At 58.9% G+C, this 16,392-nt stretch carries 17 protein-coding genes; 3 read left to right on the top strand and 14 right to left on the bottom strand.

Translation table 11 applies throughout. The features are described 5' to 3' along the window. The first annotated feature begins 159 nt into the window (after nucleotides 1-159). Nucleotides 160-387, top strand: coding sequence for a YheU family protein (locus ACW9JE_RS13900; RefSeq protein WP_175378371.1), 228 nt, complete (start codon nucleotides 160-162; stop codon nucleotides 385-387). Here the strand turns inward: ACW9JE_RS13900 and csrA are convergent. The 3 genes from csrA to ACW9JE_RS13885 all read right to left on the bottom strand — a co-directional run bounded on the left by csrA (nucleotide 376) and on the right by ACW9JE_RS13885 (nucleotide 1,933). After that, nucleotides 376-567 carry a carbon storage regulator CsrA gene (csrA, locus tag ACW9JE_RS13895; protein WP_224537752.1) on the bottom strand — a complete coding sequence of 64 codons (192 nt, stop codon included), beginning with the start codon at nucleotides 565-567 and terminating at the stop codon, nucleotides 376-378. The genes ACW9JE_RS13900 and csrA overlap by 12 nt on opposite strands. A gap of 153 nt (nucleotides 568-720) precedes the next feature. After that, the gene (locus ACW9JE_RS13890; protein ID WP_457433054.1) at nucleotides 721-1,053 is read right to left on the bottom strand and encodes a YnfA family protein; all 333 of its coding nucleotides are present in this window, start codon (nucleotides 1,051-1,053) and stop codon (nucleotides 721-723) included. 64 nt (nucleotides 1,054-1,117) lie between these two features. Beyond that, the gene (locus tag ACW9JE_RS13885; RefSeq protein WP_457433053.1) at nucleotides 1,118-1,933 is read right to left on the bottom strand and encodes an SDR family oxidoreductase; all 816 of its coding nucleotides are present in this window, start codon (nucleotides 1,931-1,933) and stop codon (nucleotides 1,118-1,120) included. 274 nt (nucleotides 1,934-2,207) lie between these two features. Between ACW9JE_RS13885 and ACW9JE_RS13880 the strand changes: the two genes are divergently transcribed. Further along, nucleotides 2,208-2,360 (top strand): DUF3309 family protein, encoded by a 153-nt coding sequence (locus tag ACW9JE_RS13880; protein ID WP_008060837.1) that lies wholly within the window; start codon nucleotides 2,208-2,210, stop codon nucleotides 2,358-2,360. Between the two features lie 61 nt (nucleotides 2,361-2,421). Here the strand turns inward: ACW9JE_RS13880 and ACW9JE_RS13875 are convergent, their stop codons facing one another. From ACW9JE_RS13875 to ACW9JE_RS13830, 10 genes are all read right to left on the bottom strand, one after another. Next, on the bottom strand, nucleotides 2,422-4,521 hold the full coding sequence (locus ACW9JE_RS13875) for an LTA synthase family protein (RefSeq protein WP_457433052.1): 2,100 nt from the start codon (nucleotides 4,519-4,521) through the stop codon (nucleotides 2,422-2,424). A gap of 358 nt (nucleotides 4,522-4,879) precedes the next feature. After that, complete coding sequence (locus ACW9JE_RS13870) at nucleotides 4,880-5,485, bottom strand: START domain-containing protein (RefSeq protein ID WP_457433051.1); 606 nt, start codon at nucleotides 5,483-5,485, stop codon at nucleotides 4,880-4,882. Between the two features lie 41 nt (nucleotides 5,486-5,526). Further along, nucleotides 5,527-5,781, bottom strand: coding sequence for a YkgJ family cysteine cluster protein (locus ACW9JE_RS13865; protein WP_224537761.1), 255 nt, complete (start codon nucleotides 5,779-5,781; stop codon nucleotides 5,527-5,529). Nucleotides 5,782-5,944: 163 nt separating this feature from the next. After that, complete coding sequence (locus ACW9JE_RS13860; RefSeq protein ID WP_457433050.1) at nucleotides 5,945-6,445, bottom strand: translation initiation factor 2; 501 nt, start codon at nucleotides 6,443-6,445, stop codon at nucleotides 5,945-5,947. A gap of 99 nt (nucleotides 6,446-6,544) precedes the next feature. Next, nucleotides 6,545-7,984: an aminotransferase-like domain-containing protein gene (locus ACW9JE_RS13855; protein ID WP_224537765.1), complete on the bottom strand. Its 1,440-nt coding sequence runs from the start codon at nucleotides 7,982-7,984 to the stop codon at nucleotides 6,545-6,547. Between the two features lie 203 nt (nucleotides 7,985-8,187). Next, a complete protein-coding gene (locus ACW9JE_RS13850; protein WP_224537766.1) occupies nucleotides 8,188-8,997 on the bottom strand; it encodes an OmpA family protein in 810 nt (269 codons plus the stop codon). Further along, the gene (locus ACW9JE_RS13845; protein WP_224537768.1) at nucleotides 8,994-9,350 is read right to left on the bottom strand and encodes a DUF4398 domain-containing protein; all 357 of its coding nucleotides are present in this window, start codon (nucleotides 9,348-9,350) and stop codon (nucleotides 8,994-8,996) included. The genes ACW9JE_RS13850 and ACW9JE_RS13845 overlap by 4 nt, the downstream gene beginning before the upstream one ends. 9 nt (nucleotides 9,351-9,359) lie before the next feature. Continuing rightward, on the bottom strand, nucleotides 9,360-10,175 hold the full coding sequence (locus ACW9JE_RS13840; RefSeq protein WP_224537770.1) for a substrate-binding periplasmic protein: 816 nt from the start codon (nucleotides 10,173-10,175) through the stop codon (nucleotides 9,360-9,362). 190 nt (nucleotides 10,176-10,365) lie between these two features. After that, a complete protein-coding gene (locus ACW9JE_RS13835) occupies nucleotides 10,366-11,295 on the bottom strand; it encodes an electron transfer flavoprotein subunit alpha/FixB family protein (protein ID WP_457433049.1) in 930 nt (309 codons plus the stop codon). Nucleotides 11,296-11,297: 2 nt separating this feature from the next. After that, entirely contained in the window at nucleotides 11,298-12,047 is a 750-nt protein-coding gene (locus ACW9JE_RS13830; protein ID WP_457433048.1) for an electron transfer flavoprotein subunit beta/FixA family protein, read from the bottom strand. Between the two features lie 548 nt (nucleotides 12,048-12,595). Here ACW9JE_RS13830 and ACW9JE_RS13825 point away from each other — a divergent pair. After that, nucleotides 12,596-14,260 (top strand): electron transfer flavoprotein-ubiquinone oxidoreductase, encoded by a 1,665-nt coding sequence (locus ACW9JE_RS13825; RefSeq protein WP_457433047.1) that lies wholly within the window; start codon nucleotides 12,596-12,598, stop codon nucleotides 14,258-14,260. Between the two features lie 128 nt (nucleotides 14,261-14,388). Here the strand turns inward: ACW9JE_RS13825 and ACW9JE_RS13820 are convergent, their stop codons facing one another. Continuing rightward, nucleotides 14,389-15,801 (bottom strand): amino acid permease, encoded by a 1,413-nt coding sequence (locus tag ACW9JE_RS13820; RefSeq protein WP_457433046.1) that lies wholly within the window; start codon nucleotides 15,799-15,801, stop codon nucleotides 14,389-14,391. Nucleotides 15,802-16,392: the final 591 nt, after the last annotated feature.

Here is a 16,392-nt window from a genome sequence, read left to right as displayed (position 1 = left end):
CACAAGGTTCGAGTCGATCCAACCATTTGTGATCGACACAAAAACCTGTGGGAGCGGGCTTGCCCGCGAAGACGGCAGATCAGACAACACAAGGCCCCCAAGGCTAGCCGCAGCGGAACATTCGCCGTAGCATCCCGACATTGTTCCCCCGAGGTGCCTATGCTGATTCCCCACGACCAACTCGAAGTCGACACCCTGACCCGCCTGATCGAAGACTTCGTCACCCGCGACGGCACCGACAATGGCGACGACACGCCGCTGCAGACCCGTGTGCTGCGGGTGCGTCAGGCCTTGATCAAGGGACAGGCGATGATCGTCTTCGATCCGGAAAGCGAGCAATGCCAATTGATGCTCAAGCACGACGTGCCCAAGCATTTATTCGACTGACTTTTCCTTTTTCGGCTGCTTGCGCTTGATCCGCTCGTAAATCTCGGACCGGTGCACATTGATGTGGCGCGGCGCTTCGACGCCGAAACGCACGCTGTTGCCATCGACAGCGACGACCCGGATGGAGATGTCGTCGCCGATTGAAATCAATTCGCCCACTACGCGACTGAGTACTAACATGACTTGCGTCCTTCAGGGTTACCAGGCCCTGAAGATGCGCCGTGTGAGACGGGCCTACAAGGCAACCACGGCAAACCAGACGGGACTTACAGCCCGCGACCCGACCTCCTGACGGAAACGTCTGACAAATCCTGTAAATGCAGGGCGGATCCTTCAGGAAGCGGAAAAGCGCGGTCCGAAAAGGATGACGGTCGCCCCGATCACGCACAGCGCCACGCCGATCCAGTCCGAGCCCAACGGACGGATCCGCTCGACCACCGCCAGCCAGCCAATCGACGCAATGATGTAGATGCCGCCATAAGCCGCGTAGGCGCGACCGGCGTAAGTGGCTTCGATGCGGGTCAGCAACAGGGCGAACAGAGTCAGGCTGAGAAGCGCCGGCACCACCCACCAGGCGCTTTTGCCCTGACGCAACCACATCCAGAAGGCGAAGCAGCCAGCGATTTCGAACAGCGCGGCAAGGAAGAACCACAGGTAGTTGAGCATGGAAGTGTCCCGTCAGGATGGCCAATGGCGGCCACCCTAACGAGGCTGTCGACTGCGGGCAAGATCAGCCCGCGGATTGTTTGGCCTTGGCGCGCATCTTGTCGGCCATGACGGTCATTTCGTTGTACAGCAGCTGCGGGTTCTTTTGCTTCAGTGCCCAGGCCATGCGGCCCTGTTCGTGGGGCAGAATCATGAACTCGCCGGCGGCGACCTGCTGGTAGATGTAGTCGGCAATATCGGCCGCGGTGATGGGCGAGCTTTCCAGCAATTTGCCGACCTGGGCCTTCATGGCCGGGGTCGGGCCACGGAACGAATCGAGCAGGTTGGTCTGGAAGAACGACGGACACACCACGTGCACGCCCACTTCCTGGTGCGCCAGTTCGATCAGCAGGCTCTCCGACAACGCCACCACACCGGCCTTCGCCACGTTGTAGTTGCTCATGGCCGGGCCTTGCATCAGCGCCGCCATGGACGCGATGTTGATGATCTTGCCCTTGCTCTTTTCCAGCAGCGGCAGGAAGGCCTTGCAACCCTTGACCACGCCCATCAGGTTGATCGCGATCTGCCAGTCCCAGTCCTCCAGGGACAACTCACTGAAAAACCCACCCGACGCCACGCCAGCGTTATTGACGATCACATCGATGCCGCCGAACTTCGATTCACACGCTTGGGCGAAAGCGGTCAGCTGGCTGTAGTCGCGCACGTCGCAACGCTGGATAAAACCGTCGCCGCCGGCTTCGCGGACCAGCTTCAACGTTTCCTGCAAGCCCGGCTCGCTGACATCGGACAAGGCCAGCTGCCAGCCTTCGCGGGCCCAGCGCAGCGCGATTTCGCGACCCAGGCCAGAGCCCGCACCAGTGATCATCATGCGATTTTGCATAGCAGACAGCCTTGTTGTTCCGGGGAAGATGCGTCGAGTGTAGCGAAGGTTATTGCCCGACCCACGCTCCATCAGATTGCTGAATGGCCCGAGCAAAACGCCGGCAACTAGCGCTTGCACGAAGAAATAATCCGATGTTGGAAAAACATGAAAAAAACTTGGAATTTTCTTCGAAGTACCGCGGTCGGAAATGTTAAGCAGCTTGAATTAATTACATTCCTGCTGACCATTAACGACTAGGTCATTCCTGACTACTTACAGCAAGGAAAAAGACATGGGCACAATTCTACTCATCATCCTGATCCTGTTACTGATCGGTGGTCTGCCGGTCTTCCCGCACTCCAGAAGTTGGGGTTATGGCCCGTCCGGTATCATCGGCGTGGTGTTGGTAGTGATATTGATCCTGTTGTTACTCGGCAAGATATGAAGTTTCAGCCGGCAAAAAAAGAGGCCCTTTCAAAGGGCCTCTTTTTTATGGGTGACGCTATTTAGTCCGGCTTGCCGTCGATCACACCGGCGGTGTTATCGATCAGGCTCTTGGTCGCCGTTTGCAGGAACGATTCCAGCTTGGTGCGCATCTCGGCGGTACGCGGCGCATCCGGGATGACCTGGGCGTGAGGCTTGGCGCCCAGCTCGTAGGCGTACATCTTCGGCGCCATGTCCTTGTCCTTCGGCAGGACCAGAATCTGGTCGGCGGTGATGATGGCCGTGGTCTGCTCGCTACCCGATGGCTTGATCACGCCGAAACCGGTGTCGCCTTCCGGCAGGTTGAGCAGGTCGCGACCCCAGCACTGATGACGCACTTCCCCGCCGATGCGGCCCATGATGGTCGGCACGATGTCGACCTGAGTGCCGACGGTGTGGTCCAGCTTGCCGAACTTTTCCTGGATGCCCGGTGCAATCATCAGCATCGGCACGTTGAAACGACCCAGGTCCATTTCGGTGATCTGACGCTCGTTGCCGAAGCCGTGGTCGCCGACGATGACGAACAGGGTTTCCTTGAAGTAAGGCTCCTTGCGGGCTTTCTCGAAGAACTGACCCAGCGCCCAGTCCGAGTAACGCATGGCGGTCAGGTGCTCGTTGAGGCTGCCGCGATCGGTCACGCGCTCGACCGGCAACGGAGTCGGCAAGGCATACGGAGTGTGGTTGGACAGGGTTTGCAGCAAGGCATAGAACGGTTTCTTGTCCTTGCCGTCGCGGGCTTTGAGTTCCACCAGGCCTCGGTCGAACATGTCCTGGTCGGACACGCCCCAGGTCGGGTCGGAAAACACCGGGTTCACGAAGTCGTTACGACCGACGAAGTTGGTCATGCCCTGGTTGCTGAAGAAACCCGACTGGTTGTCCCAAGCGAAGTCGCCGTTGTAGACGTAGACGTCGTCGTAGTCGCGGGCGCTGAGCAGCTGCGGCAGGCCCGACAGTTTGTGGCTGCCCTCAGGCGTCTGCATCAGGTATTCGAAGCCCGGCAGGTTCGGGAAGCACGCCATGGTGGCGAACATGCCCTGGTGGGTGTGGGTACCGTTGGAGAAGAAACGGTCGAACAGCAGACCTTCCTGGGACAGCTTGTCCAGATAAGGCGTGATGTTGCCCGGACCGCCCAGCACGCCCACCGAGTGACCGGCCATGCTTTCCATCAGGATCACGACAACGTTCTTGATCGGCAAGGTTTTGTCGGCCGGTGGCGTGTAGTCGCGACGTACCGCGGCGGTTTCGCCGTCCACCAGCTTGTCGTCCTTCATCACCAGCATATCGCGCACGGTCTGCTGCGCCATCGGCTGTGGCAGCGTGGCTTTCCAGATGTTGTCGCGATCTTCGGACATCCGGCTCTTCGCCGCCGCCACCAGAGACAGCGTGCCGTTGAGGCCCAACTGGTTGGCGAAGTTGGAATCGGTGGTGTAGACATCACCCCAACGCATCGGCGGGCCCTGGCGCAGAGTGCCACGGGCGGCAACCACGCAGATCAGCAGGCAGACCACGAAAACCGCGACGCGGGTGTACCAGGGGGCGACCTGACGAGCGCCGATGCTGCCGCCGCTGAATGGACCGCGTGGACGGGTTGCGCGGTCCGCACCTTTGAACGCCAGGCTGAGGATCCAGGTGCCCACGGCCCACGCCAGCAGGTAGCGAACCACCGGGAAACCGTACCAGAGCATGCTCATCACGGTTTTCGGGTCTTCCTTCACGTACTGGAAGACCAGGCCGTTGAGGCGCTGGTGGAACTCACGGTAGAAGTCCATCTCCATCAGGCCCAGGAACAGCGCGATGCTGGAAACCACGGTCAGCCAGAAACGGAAGAACCCGCGCGCGGCCATGGCCCGGACGCTGAACAGTGACAGCAGCAACGGAATGCTGAGGTACACCACCAGACGCAGGTCGAAACGCAGGCCGTTGGCAAATGCTTCGAAAAAGGTCGAGGCCGGCGTGTCGAGGATCATTTCGCGGTTGTAGACCAGCAGCGCGAGGCGCAGCAGGCTGAACATGACCATCATCACCAGGGCACACAACAGCGTGTAGGCCAGATGCGATTTGACGGTCGGTTGCAGCAGGCGACTAGAAGCTCGCTGCTGATTCAGGGCGTCCGGAATTGCCATGTCGTTTTAGGACCCATTGGAAGTTTAAGTTCGAATACAGCTGCGCCCTGCCCTCTATTGGCCAACTACCTGGCCCCGGGGCTTGCGCGGTGCGCAAATGTTGCACGATCAAACGTGGCAATGCCATTGATTACTGTTCGATCATGCCAACGCGCGCGAATTGTCTGGGAGGTATTGTGAAAATTTCGTACAGCGAATATTCGGAAACACAATAAAGGATCCGAACTGAATGCAACCTGAGGAGATAAATGACTGTGGGAGCGAGCCTGCTCGCGATGGTGCTGAACGATAACGCCGGGTACCTGAATGTACGGCGTTAACGTTCACGACCATCGCGAGCAGGCTCGCTCCCACAGGATTATTTCTCGGCCAGCGCCTTGAGGTTTTTCAGGGTGTTGAACGGGGCATCGACCACGAACTTGTTGGCGACCATCGATGGCACGCTGCCGCCTGGTTCGGTGTGCACCTGATAGGTCACTTCGACCTGATCGCCCTTCGGTACGAACTTCCAGAAGCCATCGACCTTGGCCACGCGCACGAAACCTTTTTCTTCGGGAATGTACGTCGGCACGCCTTCGAGCTTGCGGGTCAGGCTGCCATCAGCGCCTTCGGTGGTTGTGACGTGCAGCACCGAATCACGCGGAGTGACCGGCCAAGGCGTATTGAATTGAGTGTAAGTCCAGCTTTGATCGCCTTCGTGCTTGAGCAGTTTCTGGGTCTTGCATTCGTGAATCCAGGCACAGGCGCCAGTCACGTTGTCCTGCAAGGCGCGCAGTTTGGCCACGGTGGTTTTCATCAGGGTAACGCCCTGGTAGGCCTTGTAATCGGAGCCGGCCACCTCGCTCAGGGACACCTTGATGCCGTCTTCATTCTTGGCGACTTTCCAGTCTTCGGCCTGGACGACCGAAGTGGCCAGAACCGCCGTCAACCCACACAACACAGCCAAACGATGCAGCGAACCCATAGTTATATTCCTTGTTGTTGAAGTTCCGTTCGTTGAACACATCACGCCGCCGTCATCTGCTCCCACCAGCCAATCAATCGGATGGCTTCTTCACTGCTGCCGCCGCACACCTCGACGTCCGCCTTGAATCCCGAACACACCGCCGGGCGCTCCGGCTGGCCGAAGATGTTGCACAGGTTTTCGGCAGACAATTGCACGCAACGTTCCCCGGCGGCTTTGCCCATGGGCATGCCGGGAATGGCGGAACTGATGGATGGGGCAATGCAACAGGCGCCACAGCCCTCACGGCATTTCATGACGACAAGCTCCTCGCGACGGGCGATGTGTTAAAGGACAGGGCACAGAGTAACCGCTTAAACAGTTGTTTTAAATTACCGTACCGCAGGTTTTTCGCTGCAAACGGGTGTGACCGGGCAGTCTCCGACAAAGCGTCTATCACGCGGCTCACGAACGGGGCATTCAGCGCTTGAATTCGAACTCCAGCGCTGCGCCATCGACTTCATGACGCTCCTCATTGCGCAGTTGCAGCTGCATTTCGTTGCTGATCAGGCGTCCGTTGAGTTGAAACTGACTCTTGCCCTTTTCTCCGAACATCTGCGGCAACAGCGGATCGTGCTTGGGCAAAGGGACGGTGCCGACGGGGTCCAGATCTTCGACCATGTCCCGAGGCAGGCTCAAGTCGATATTGGCGGGAGGGAGCTGGGTCTTCACCACCTCGCTGGCGGGTTTGGACTTGGAGGCGATCGGTGGACGCTTCTTGACCACTGCCTCAGGCTTTTTGGCCGGCGCTGTTTTCTTTGCGGGGGTGCTTTTGGAAGGTGCTGCTTTGGCGGGTGCGGCCTTTTTCGACGTCGTGCTGGCCGCCGGCTTGTCCTGAACGGATGCGGCCTGGACAGTAATCGGCTGAAGGCCGACTGACAGGCAGATCAATAACCAAGCGGCGGGAAAAATGGGTTTCATGGACTCAACGACGCACGGGCGCAAACGACAGAGAGGCCATATGCTCGCCTGTTGCACGTGACAAGACAAGTGTGGACAGGCAAACCCCTGCCCACAGCGTCAAAAGCCCTGGGCCGTCTCCTGGCAAAGCTGCGTGGCGAGCATGCCCAGCGTCATCAAGGCACGCTCGGCCTCACGATTCCACGGAATGCCGCAGTTGAGCCGGATACAGTGGTTGAATTGCTCGGTATTACTGAAGATCAGCCCCGGCGCTATGCTGATGCCCTGTTGCAAGGCCCGCACATGCAGTTCCTGGGTATTAACCCTTCCCGGCAGGCTGACCCACAGAATGAATCCACCGGTCGGGCGGGTCATCTGCGTGCCTTCGGGGAAATACTGCTGCACCGCCAACTGGAAGGCGCTGAGGTTCTTGCGGTATTCCTGACGGATGTAGCGCAAATGCCGGTCGTACCCGCCGTTCTCCAGATAGGCGGCAATGCCCATCTGCGTGACGCTGCAAGCCGAATGGGTACTGAAGGTCTGCAAACGCTGGATTTCCTGCTGGAACTTGCCGGCGATCATCCAGCCAATCCGAACACCGGGCGACAGGGTTTTGGAGAAGCTGGAGCAATAGATCACCCGGTCCAGCCGGTCATAGGCCTTGAGCGCCTTGGTGCGCCCCTGCTCGAACATCAGTTCGCCATAAATATCGTCCTCGACGATCTGAATGTCGAAATCCGACGCCAGACGCAGCAACTGTTTCTGCCGTTCCTCGGGCATGGTGCCGCCCAGGGGATTGCTCAGGCGCGTGGTCAGCACCAGCGCCTTGATCGACCACTGATTGGCCGCCAGTTGCAGGGCTTCCAGACTCATGCCGGTGGCAGGATCACTGGGGATCTCGATGACCTTGAGCCCCAACAGATCGGCCAATTGCAGCAAACCGTAATAGGTCGGCGATTCGGCAGCGATCAGATCCCCAGGCCGGGTCAGGACCCGCAAGGACATTTGCAAGGCATCGACACAACCGTGGGTAATCACCACTTCCGAAGGATCGACCACCACCCCGGCATCGCGCATGCGGATCGCAACCTGCCGGCGCAGTGGCTCGAAACCCGGGCTGAACATGTAACTGAATGCACGAGGACTGTGGAAACGGGTGACCTTGGCCAACTGCTGATGCAGCGCCCGAACCGGCAGGTAGTCGACGCTCGGCACCGCCGCGCCCAGAGGAAACACCCCTTCGCGACGGGACTCGACCAGTACCTGCTGAATGATGCTGCTGCGCGTCACCAGGCCGGGACGCTCGACCCGGGCGATGTCCGGAGTCTGCGCGGTCAGGGCCGGCGTCTGGTGTACGTAGTAACCCGACTGCGGCCGGGCGCGGATCAGGCCCTGATCCTCGAGGTTGGCATAGGCCTGCAGAACCGTGGCATGGCTGACGTTGAGCTGCGAGCTCATCTTGCGCACCGAAGGCACGCGCTCTCCCGGTTGATAGACGCCGCGACGGATGTCTTCAGCCAGTTGCTGAGCAATACGTTGATAGAGCAAGAGGTTGGTCATGACGCAGCACTCGGTTTCACAGGCATTTTATTCTTGTGGGAAACGATACCGTAACAGTTCGTAAGTGTACTGGGACAGTTACCACAATAGTCGACCATACAGTGCAGTGTCAGCAAAAAACTGTACTGTTCTGCCAAAGGGTTGGCAGATACAAAAAAACCCGGCACTGCCTGACAGTGCCGGGTTTTCCAGAGACGCAACCCTTAGCGGGTGGCGCCGAGCTGGCCTTTTTCGTCGGAGAACACGATTTCCACCCGACGGTTCTGCGCACGACCGCGCTCGGAGGCGTTGGCATCCACCGGGTACTCATCGCCATATCCTTCGACCTGGATACGCTTGTCGTCGATCCCCAGGTCCATCAGCACGTCCGCCACCGATTGCGCACGGTCACGGGACAGCTTGAGGTTTTCCTGCTTGCCGCCGGTACTGTCGGCGTAGCCTTCGATGCGCACCACCCGCTTGGGGTTGAGTTGCAGGAACTGCACGATCTTCAACACCACGCGGTTGGCCGAGGTTTTAAGTTCTGCCTCACCGGTGTCGAACAACACATCGCCCAGGGTCAGCACAAGGCCACGGTCGGTCTGGGTGGTGGCCAATGCCATCTGTTCTTCGAGCCATTTGCCCTGTTGTTGCACACTGAGCAGCTTGGATTCACGCAAGGCCAGTTGCAGGCGCTGGCGTTCCAGTTCGAGTTTCGCCGCGCGTTCTTCGTTGAGCACCTGATTGGTGTGCTCACGGGCGATTTCGCTGTAGCGCTGGCTCAGATAAGCGTAATGCGCCACGTCCGAACCGCTGCCCCAATAAGTGGACAGACGATCGGCACGGGCCAGGGATTCACCGGCACGGATCACGTCCTTGGGCGCGATGCGCAAGACGTTGGAGTCTTCCTTGACCTTCTGGAAGTCGGCACCTGCCTGCTGCAACGCCGCTTCACTGTGCTGGCCGGCGCAGCCATAAAGGCTCGCGCAACCTGCGATGATCAGACCACCGACAATCTTCGATCCGAGGTTCATTGGGCATCTCCCAATTGCTTGCGCAGACGGGTGATGCGGGTGTTGAGCACGTTTAGCTGCTCCTCGCTCTTGAGGGTCAGGACTTTTGCCTCGGCAAGACGCGCATCCAGCTCGGCCTGCTCGGAGCGCATGCGCGCGTTCTTGAAGGATTGATCGGCCATGCTGCCTTTGGCGCGGTTGTACTTTTCTTCCGCCAGTTTCATTTCCGGCACATCATCGGCCGTGGCGCCCACGGCCTTGGCCTGTTCCAGCGCCTTGGCGGTCAGGCGCATCTGTTCGTTGGGTGCCGGATCGGCTGCGCAGCCCGCCAGAGCCAGTACGGCCAGGGCAGCGCAAAGAGGTCGAATACTCACTAAGAATCCCTACTGTTTTGGGGCACTGACAGGCTGTTTCTGCTGCGTATTCCAACGCTCGATATTGCGTTGCAACACAGCCTCCGTCAGTCCGGACGCGGGCAATTCTGTCATCTTTTTCGCCAGCTGTCCGCGCAACCACGGATCGTTGCAGGCCGAGTTGTGGGAAACCGCCAGGAACAATCCCGGCTTGTCGATGGGTTGCGCACGGGCGATCAGGTCGTTGGTCATGCCCAATGTTTGGGCCATGGCCATGCCTGCGTAACGTCCCGCGAGGACAAACTCCACCTCGCCCAGCAGCAATTTCTGAAAGGCCTGGGTCAGGTTCGGCGTACGGATCAGGGACAAATTCTGTTGGGTTGAAGCGACGAATTCCGGGGTCAATCGAGACTTTTCTGACAAAGCGCCGACATGGCCGGGTAAATCCTGCACGTCGTTGTAGATCAGTGCCGAGTCCTTGCGGGTCCAGACCAGGTAGTCGTTCTCCAGCAATGGCGGATGAATGTAGTCCAGGGATTCCAGCTCGCTGACGGTCAGCGGGGTATCGGCCAGCATGTCCATGCGGCCGCTGCGCACTTCCTCCAGGGCCTGGGAGCGTTTGCCGGCATAGAGCAGTTCGACCTTGATGCCCAGCTCTCCCGCCACCTGTTGCAACAGGTCGGCACTGGCGCCGATCAGGTGCTTGGGATTTTGCGGGTCTTGCCAGAGGTACGGTGGCGCATCCGGGCTGCCGGTGACGACCAGACGCTCGCATTTGCCGGCGGCTATCGACAGTGTTGGCAATAGCGCCAGTCCCAGAAAACTCCATGCCAGACGCAGGTCCATGGCGAAAGCACTCCTCTCGTTTACAACACTGACACCTGTAGGAGCGAGCACGCTCGCGATGGTTTCCGATGCACCGCGGGGTGTCAGATCGCCAACGTTATCGTTAACGACCATCGCGAGCGTGCTCGCTCCTACAGTTAAAAAAAAGCCCGACCAAAAGGTCGGGCTCTTTATAAGTGAAGCGGCCGGATTAGACCAGCTGCTCCAGCTCAGGGATGGCTTCGAACAGGTCTGCAACCAGACCGTAGTCAGCCACCTGGAAGATCGGCGCTTCTTCGTCCTTGTTGATCGCAACGATCACCTTGGAGTCTTTCATGCCGGCCAGGTGCTGGATCGCGCCGGAGATACCGACGGCGATGTACAGCTGTGGCGCAACGATCTTGCCGGTCTGACCGACCTGCATGTCGTTCGGTACGAAACCTGCGTCGACCGCGGCGCGCGAAGCACCCACGGCAGCGCCCAGCTTGTCGGCCAGGGCGTACAGGTGTTTGAAGTTGTCGCCGTTCTGCATGCCGCGACCGCCGGAAACGACGATCTTGGCAGCGGTCAGTTCCGGACGATCGGACTTGGCCAGTTCTTCGCCAACGAAGCTGGAGATACCAGCGTCGTGAGCAGCGCCAACCGCTTCAACGGCAGCGGAACCACCTTCAGCGGCAACCGGGTCGAAACCGGTGGAACGCACGGTGATCACTTTGACCGCAGCGTTCGATTGAACGGTAGCGATGGCGTTACCGGCGTAGATCGGACGCTTGAAGGTGTCGGCGCTTTCTACCGAGATGATCTCGGAGATCTGGTCAACGTCCAGTGCTGCGGCAACGCGCGGCAGGATGTTTTTGCCGTTGGAAGTAGCGGCAGCCAGGATGTGGCTGTAGCCCTTACCAAGTTCGGTGACCAGAGGAGCGATGTTTTCCGGAAGCTGGTGCGCGTAAGCGGCGTTGTCAGCGTTCAGGACCTTGCTCACGCCAGCGATTTTCGCAGCGGCTTCAGCCACGGCGCCAGCGCCTTGACCGGCAACCAGCACGTGGATGTCGCCGCCGATTTTGGCAGCGGCAGCAACGGTGTTCAGCGTGGCGGCAGCCAGCGCCTTGTTGTCGTGTTCAGCGATTACCAAGATAGTCATGTTTAGATTACCTTCGCTTCGTTTTTCAGTTTCTCGACCAGTTCAGCGACCGACTTGACCTTGATACCCGCGCTGCGTGCAGCAGGCGCTTCGACTTTCACGGTCTTGTTGGTGGAAGCGGTGGAAACACCCAAAGCGTCCGGAGTCAGCGTCTCGAGAGGCTTCTTCTTGGCTTTCATGATGTTTGGCAGAGACGCGTAGCGCGGCTCGTTCAGACGCAGGTCGGTGGTCACGATGGCCGGCAGTTTCAGGGAAACGGTCTGCAGGCCGCCGTCGATTTCACGGGTAACAGCTACGCTGTCGCCGCTGATTTCGACCTTGGAGGCGAAAGTGCCCTGACCGTAGCCGCTCAGTGCAGCCAGCATCTGGCCAGTCTGGTTGTTGTCGCTGTCGATGGCCTGTTTGCCAAGGATCACCAGCTGAGGCTGTTCCTTGTCGACAACGGCCTTCAGCAGTTTGGCAATGGCCAGGGAAGTCAGGTCTTCGGCGGATTCGACGAGGATGGCGCGGTCGGCACCCAGAGCCAGCGCGGTGCGCAGTTGCTCTTGAGCGGTGGACGGGCCGACGGAGACGACGACGATTTCAGATGCAACGCCTTTCTCTTTCAGGCGTACCGCTTCTTCCACTGCGATTTCGCAGAATGGGTTCATCGACATCTTGACGTTGGCAAGATCGACGCCGGAATTGTCCGCCTTGACGCGGACTTTGACGTTGTAATCCACAACGCGTTTGACAGCTACAAGAACCTTCATGGATTCCTCGTTACTCTCCGGTGAAAAGAAAGTCGCCTAGGCGAACCTGGCGGTTGGATGCTCATCGGGCGCAAGGGCACCTCTAAAAACGCCGGCATTGGTGTCAAGTGACCATCACTCACGATGTTCATGACCGTTGGTCAGGAGTGACCGACAAGTCATTCGATTTCGTGGCGTGTAAACTGCGCGTTGAATCCCGATTGCGCTTCACTTTCCACTGCCATCGCCCTGTCTTTAGAGGTGCTCTTGGTACCTGTATTAAGCCTACGGCGAGCGCAAAACCGCCCGTATCTTGACCGGAACACCTATTCCGGTCAATACGGCAAAATAGCCGTTCATAACCCGCGTGACTTTGATTTCTCTGGCTTTGAGCCAATTCAAACAAACGTTTGTATTGGACCCTGAGAGTGGTGTAGATATAATGCGCCACCCCAAGACAAAGGTGGTCGATCGATTGTCCTCTCCCGACTCTACGCTGGGATTCATGGATGCGACACCAAACCTTAAAAATTAGAAAAAACTGTTGAGCCTTGAGTAGGAGATAGCCTGTGGAACGCGAATACATGGAATTCGACGTGGTCATCGTCGGTGCCGGCCCCGCTGGCCTGTCCGCCGCCTGCCGGTTGAAGCAGAAGGCCGCCGAAGCCGGTAAGGAAATCAGCGTCTGCGTGGTTGAAAAAGGCTCCGAGGTCGGTGCTCACATCCTGTCCGGTGCCGTGTTCGAACCACGCGCCCTGAACGAGCTGTTCCCGGACTGGAAAGAACTCGGCGCGCCGCTGAACACGCCGGTTACCCGCGACGACATCTTCGTCCTGAAAAACGCCGACAGCGCGCAGAAAATCCCTGACTTCTTTGTGCCCAAGACCATGCACAACGAAGGCAACTACATCATCTCCCTGGGCAACCTGTGCCGCTGGCTGGCCCAGCAGGCCGAGAACCTGGGCGTGGAAATCTACCCGGGCTTCGCCGCACAGGAAGCGCTGTTCGACGAAAACGGTATCGTGCGCGGGATCATCACCGGCGACCTGGGTGTCGACCGCGAAGGCCATCCGAAGGAAGGCCTGTACACCCCGGGCATGGAACTGCGTGGCAAGTACACGCTGTTCGCCGAAGGTTGCCGCGGCCACATCGGCAAGCAGCTGATCAAGCACTTCAACCTCGACAACGATTCCGACGTCCAGCACTACGGCATCGGCCTGAAAGAAATCTGGGAAGTCGACCCGGCCAAGCACCAGCCAGGCCTGGTGGTTCACACCGCCGGTTGGCCGATGGACATCATGGGCACCGAAAACACCGGCGGCTCGTTCCTCTATCACCTGGAAAACAATCAGGTTGTGGTCGGCCTGATCGTCGATCTGTCCTACAGCAACACCTTCCTGTCGCCGTTCGACGAGTTCCAGCGCCTCAAGCACCACCCTGTACTCAAGCAGTACCTGGAAGGAGGCAAGCGCATCAGCTACGGCGCTCGCGCGATCTGCAAAGGCGGCCTGAACTCGCTGCCGAAGATGGTCTTCAAGGGCGGCGCGCTGATCGGTTGCGACCTCGGTACCCTGAACTTCGCCAAGATCAAGGGCAGCCACACCGCGATGAAGTCCGGCATGCTCGCCGCTGAATCGGTGGCTGACGCGCTGTTTGCCGACAAGGACGGCAGCGAGGAGCTGACCACTTACGTCGACGCGTTCAAGAACAGCTGGCTCCACGAAGAACTGTTCGCCAGCCGCAACTTCGGCCCGGCCATCCACAAGTTCGGCGCCATCGTCGGCGGCGGCTTCAACTGGCTGGACCAGAACATCTTCGGCGGCAAACTGCCGTTCACCCTGCACGACACCAAGCCGGATTACGCTTGCCTGAAGCTGGCGGCTGACTGCAAGAAGATCGACTATCCGAAGCCGGACGGCAAAATCAGCTTCGACAAATTGAGCTCGGTGTTCATTTCAGGGACCAACCACGAAGAAGAGCAACCTTGCCACCTGAAGCTGACCGACCCGAGCATCCCGATCAGCAAGAACCTGCCGCTGTACGACGAACCTGCCCAGCGTTACTGCCCGGCCGGCGTGTATGAGGTGGTGACCAAGGAAGACGGCGAGAAACGCTTCCAGATCAACGCCCAGAACTGCGTTCACTGCAAGACCTGCGACATCAAGGATCCTGCACAGAACATCACCTGGGTGACCCCTGAAGGTGCCGGCGGCCCGACTTACCCGAACATGTAAGCCCAAAGCCGCAATCACAAATGCCCCGACTCGTCGGGGCATTTGCGTTTCTGCTGCCTGAAAAATCCCCCGCCCATAAAAAATGCCCGCCTCTCTCGAGGCGGGCATTTCCATTGATGCACGGGCCGTTAGCGGGCTGGCGCAGCCACCACGGCAGCATCACGACGCTTGTTCTTGATGCCGTAGCAGATCCACATGAATGCGAGCCACACCGGGATCGCGTACACCGAGACCTGAATCCCCGGAATCAGCAGCATCACACCCAGAATGAACACCACGAACGCCAGACAGACGTAGTTCCCGTACGGGTACCACAAGGCCTTGAACAGCGAAGTCTGGCCAGTCTTGTTCATGTGCTGGCGGAACTTGAAGTGCGAATAGCTGATCATCGCCCAGTTGATCACCAGGGTCGCCACCACCAACGACATCAGCAGTTCCAGCGCGCTTTGCGGCATCAGGTAGTTCAGCAGGACTGCGATCAGCGTCACGGCAGCCGAGGCCAGGATCGAACGCACCGGCACGCCGCGCTTGTCGATCTTCGCCAGTGCCTTTGGTGCATCGCCCTGCTCTGCCATGCCCAGCAACATGCGGCTGTTGCAGTAGGTGCCGCTGTTGTACACCGACAAGGCCGCGGTCAGGACCACGAAGTTGAGGATGTGCGCAGCGGTGTTGCTGCCCAGCATCGAGAACACCTGGACGAACGGGCTGCCGCTATAAGAGTCGCCGGATGCATTCAGGGTTTGCAGCAGACTGTCCCAAGGGGTCAGGGACAGCAGGATCACCAGCGCACCGATATAGAAAATCAGGATCCGGTAGATCACCTGGTTGATGGCTTTCGGGATCACGGTTTTCGGCTTGTCGGCTTCAGCGGCGGTGAAACCGAGCATTTCCAGGCCGCCGAACGAGAACATGATGATCGCCATGGCCATCACCAGACCGCTGACGCCATTGGGGAAGAATCCGCCGTGGGACCAGAGGTTGGAGACCGCCGCCTGCGGGCCGCCGTGGCCGCTGACCAGCAGGTAGCTGCCCAGGCCGATCATACCGACGATCGCCACGACCTTGATGATCGCGAACCAGAATTCGGCCTCGCCGAAGACTTTGACGTTGGCCAGGTTGATCACGTTGATCAGCACGAAGAAGGCTGCCGCCGAAGCCCAGGTCGGGATATCCGGAGCCCAGTAGTGAATGTATTTGCCGACTGCGGTCAGCTCGGACATGCCCACCAGGATATACAGAATCCAGCAGTTCCAGCCCGACAGGAAGCCGGCGAAACCGCCCCAGTATTTATGCGCAAAGTGGCTGAAGGAGCCGGCAACCGGCTCTTCGACGATCATTTCGCCCAGTTGGCGCATGATCATGAAGGCGATGAAGCCGCAGATGGCGTAGCCGAGGATCATCGACGGGCCGGCGGATTTAAGCACCCCGGCAGAACCCAGGAACAATCCGGTACCGATGGCACCGCCTAGGGCGATCAATTGGATGTGGCGATTCTTCAGGCCGCGTTTCAGCTCGCCTGAATGCGAGTTTTGTCCACTCATGAAAAGGGTCTCACGCAAAGGTTTGATGATGTTCGGAAGCGTTGCTGCTTGGAAACGACGTCAAGCGGCTCCGATCAAACCCCAGCGCAGGCACCAGGAGTTCAGCGAATTAACAGCGGTCATGCGTCACCTGTTTGTTTTTATCTGTGACGAAATCGAACCCGACGCGCTCGTGACGCGGCGGAATGAACAAGGCGGATAGCCTTGAGGTGTGCGCGATAGCGCAGGAGGTCACAGGTAAAACGCGGCGCATTGTACACGCCTAACCCCGTGCTGCCAGAAACTGCGCGCCCGAACCTCAGGCCTGGCGCGCATGACACCGCGCATGGAGAGGGGAAACAAGCGGGTCGGGGAGTTGGGGAATGTCGGATTTGGGTGGGATTCGGAAGAATTTTCTTACAGAAGCGAGTGAACGGTGATTCCACAGGACTATTCAGAGGATTTCGTCAGGTTTTCTTTACAGCCCGTAACGGTGATTTTCCATTTCGGGAATCGAGGTTGTTGCCACTGACGTCTTCGCGGGCAAGCCTCGCTCCTACAGGGATCGAGGGTGCGGCGCGATTTTGTGATCAACGCAAAAACCTTGTGGGA

It is taken from the genome of Pseudomonas sp. SDO55104_S430 (assembly GCF_054070595.1).
This window is presented reverse-complemented; position numbering and strand designations above follow the sequence as displayed.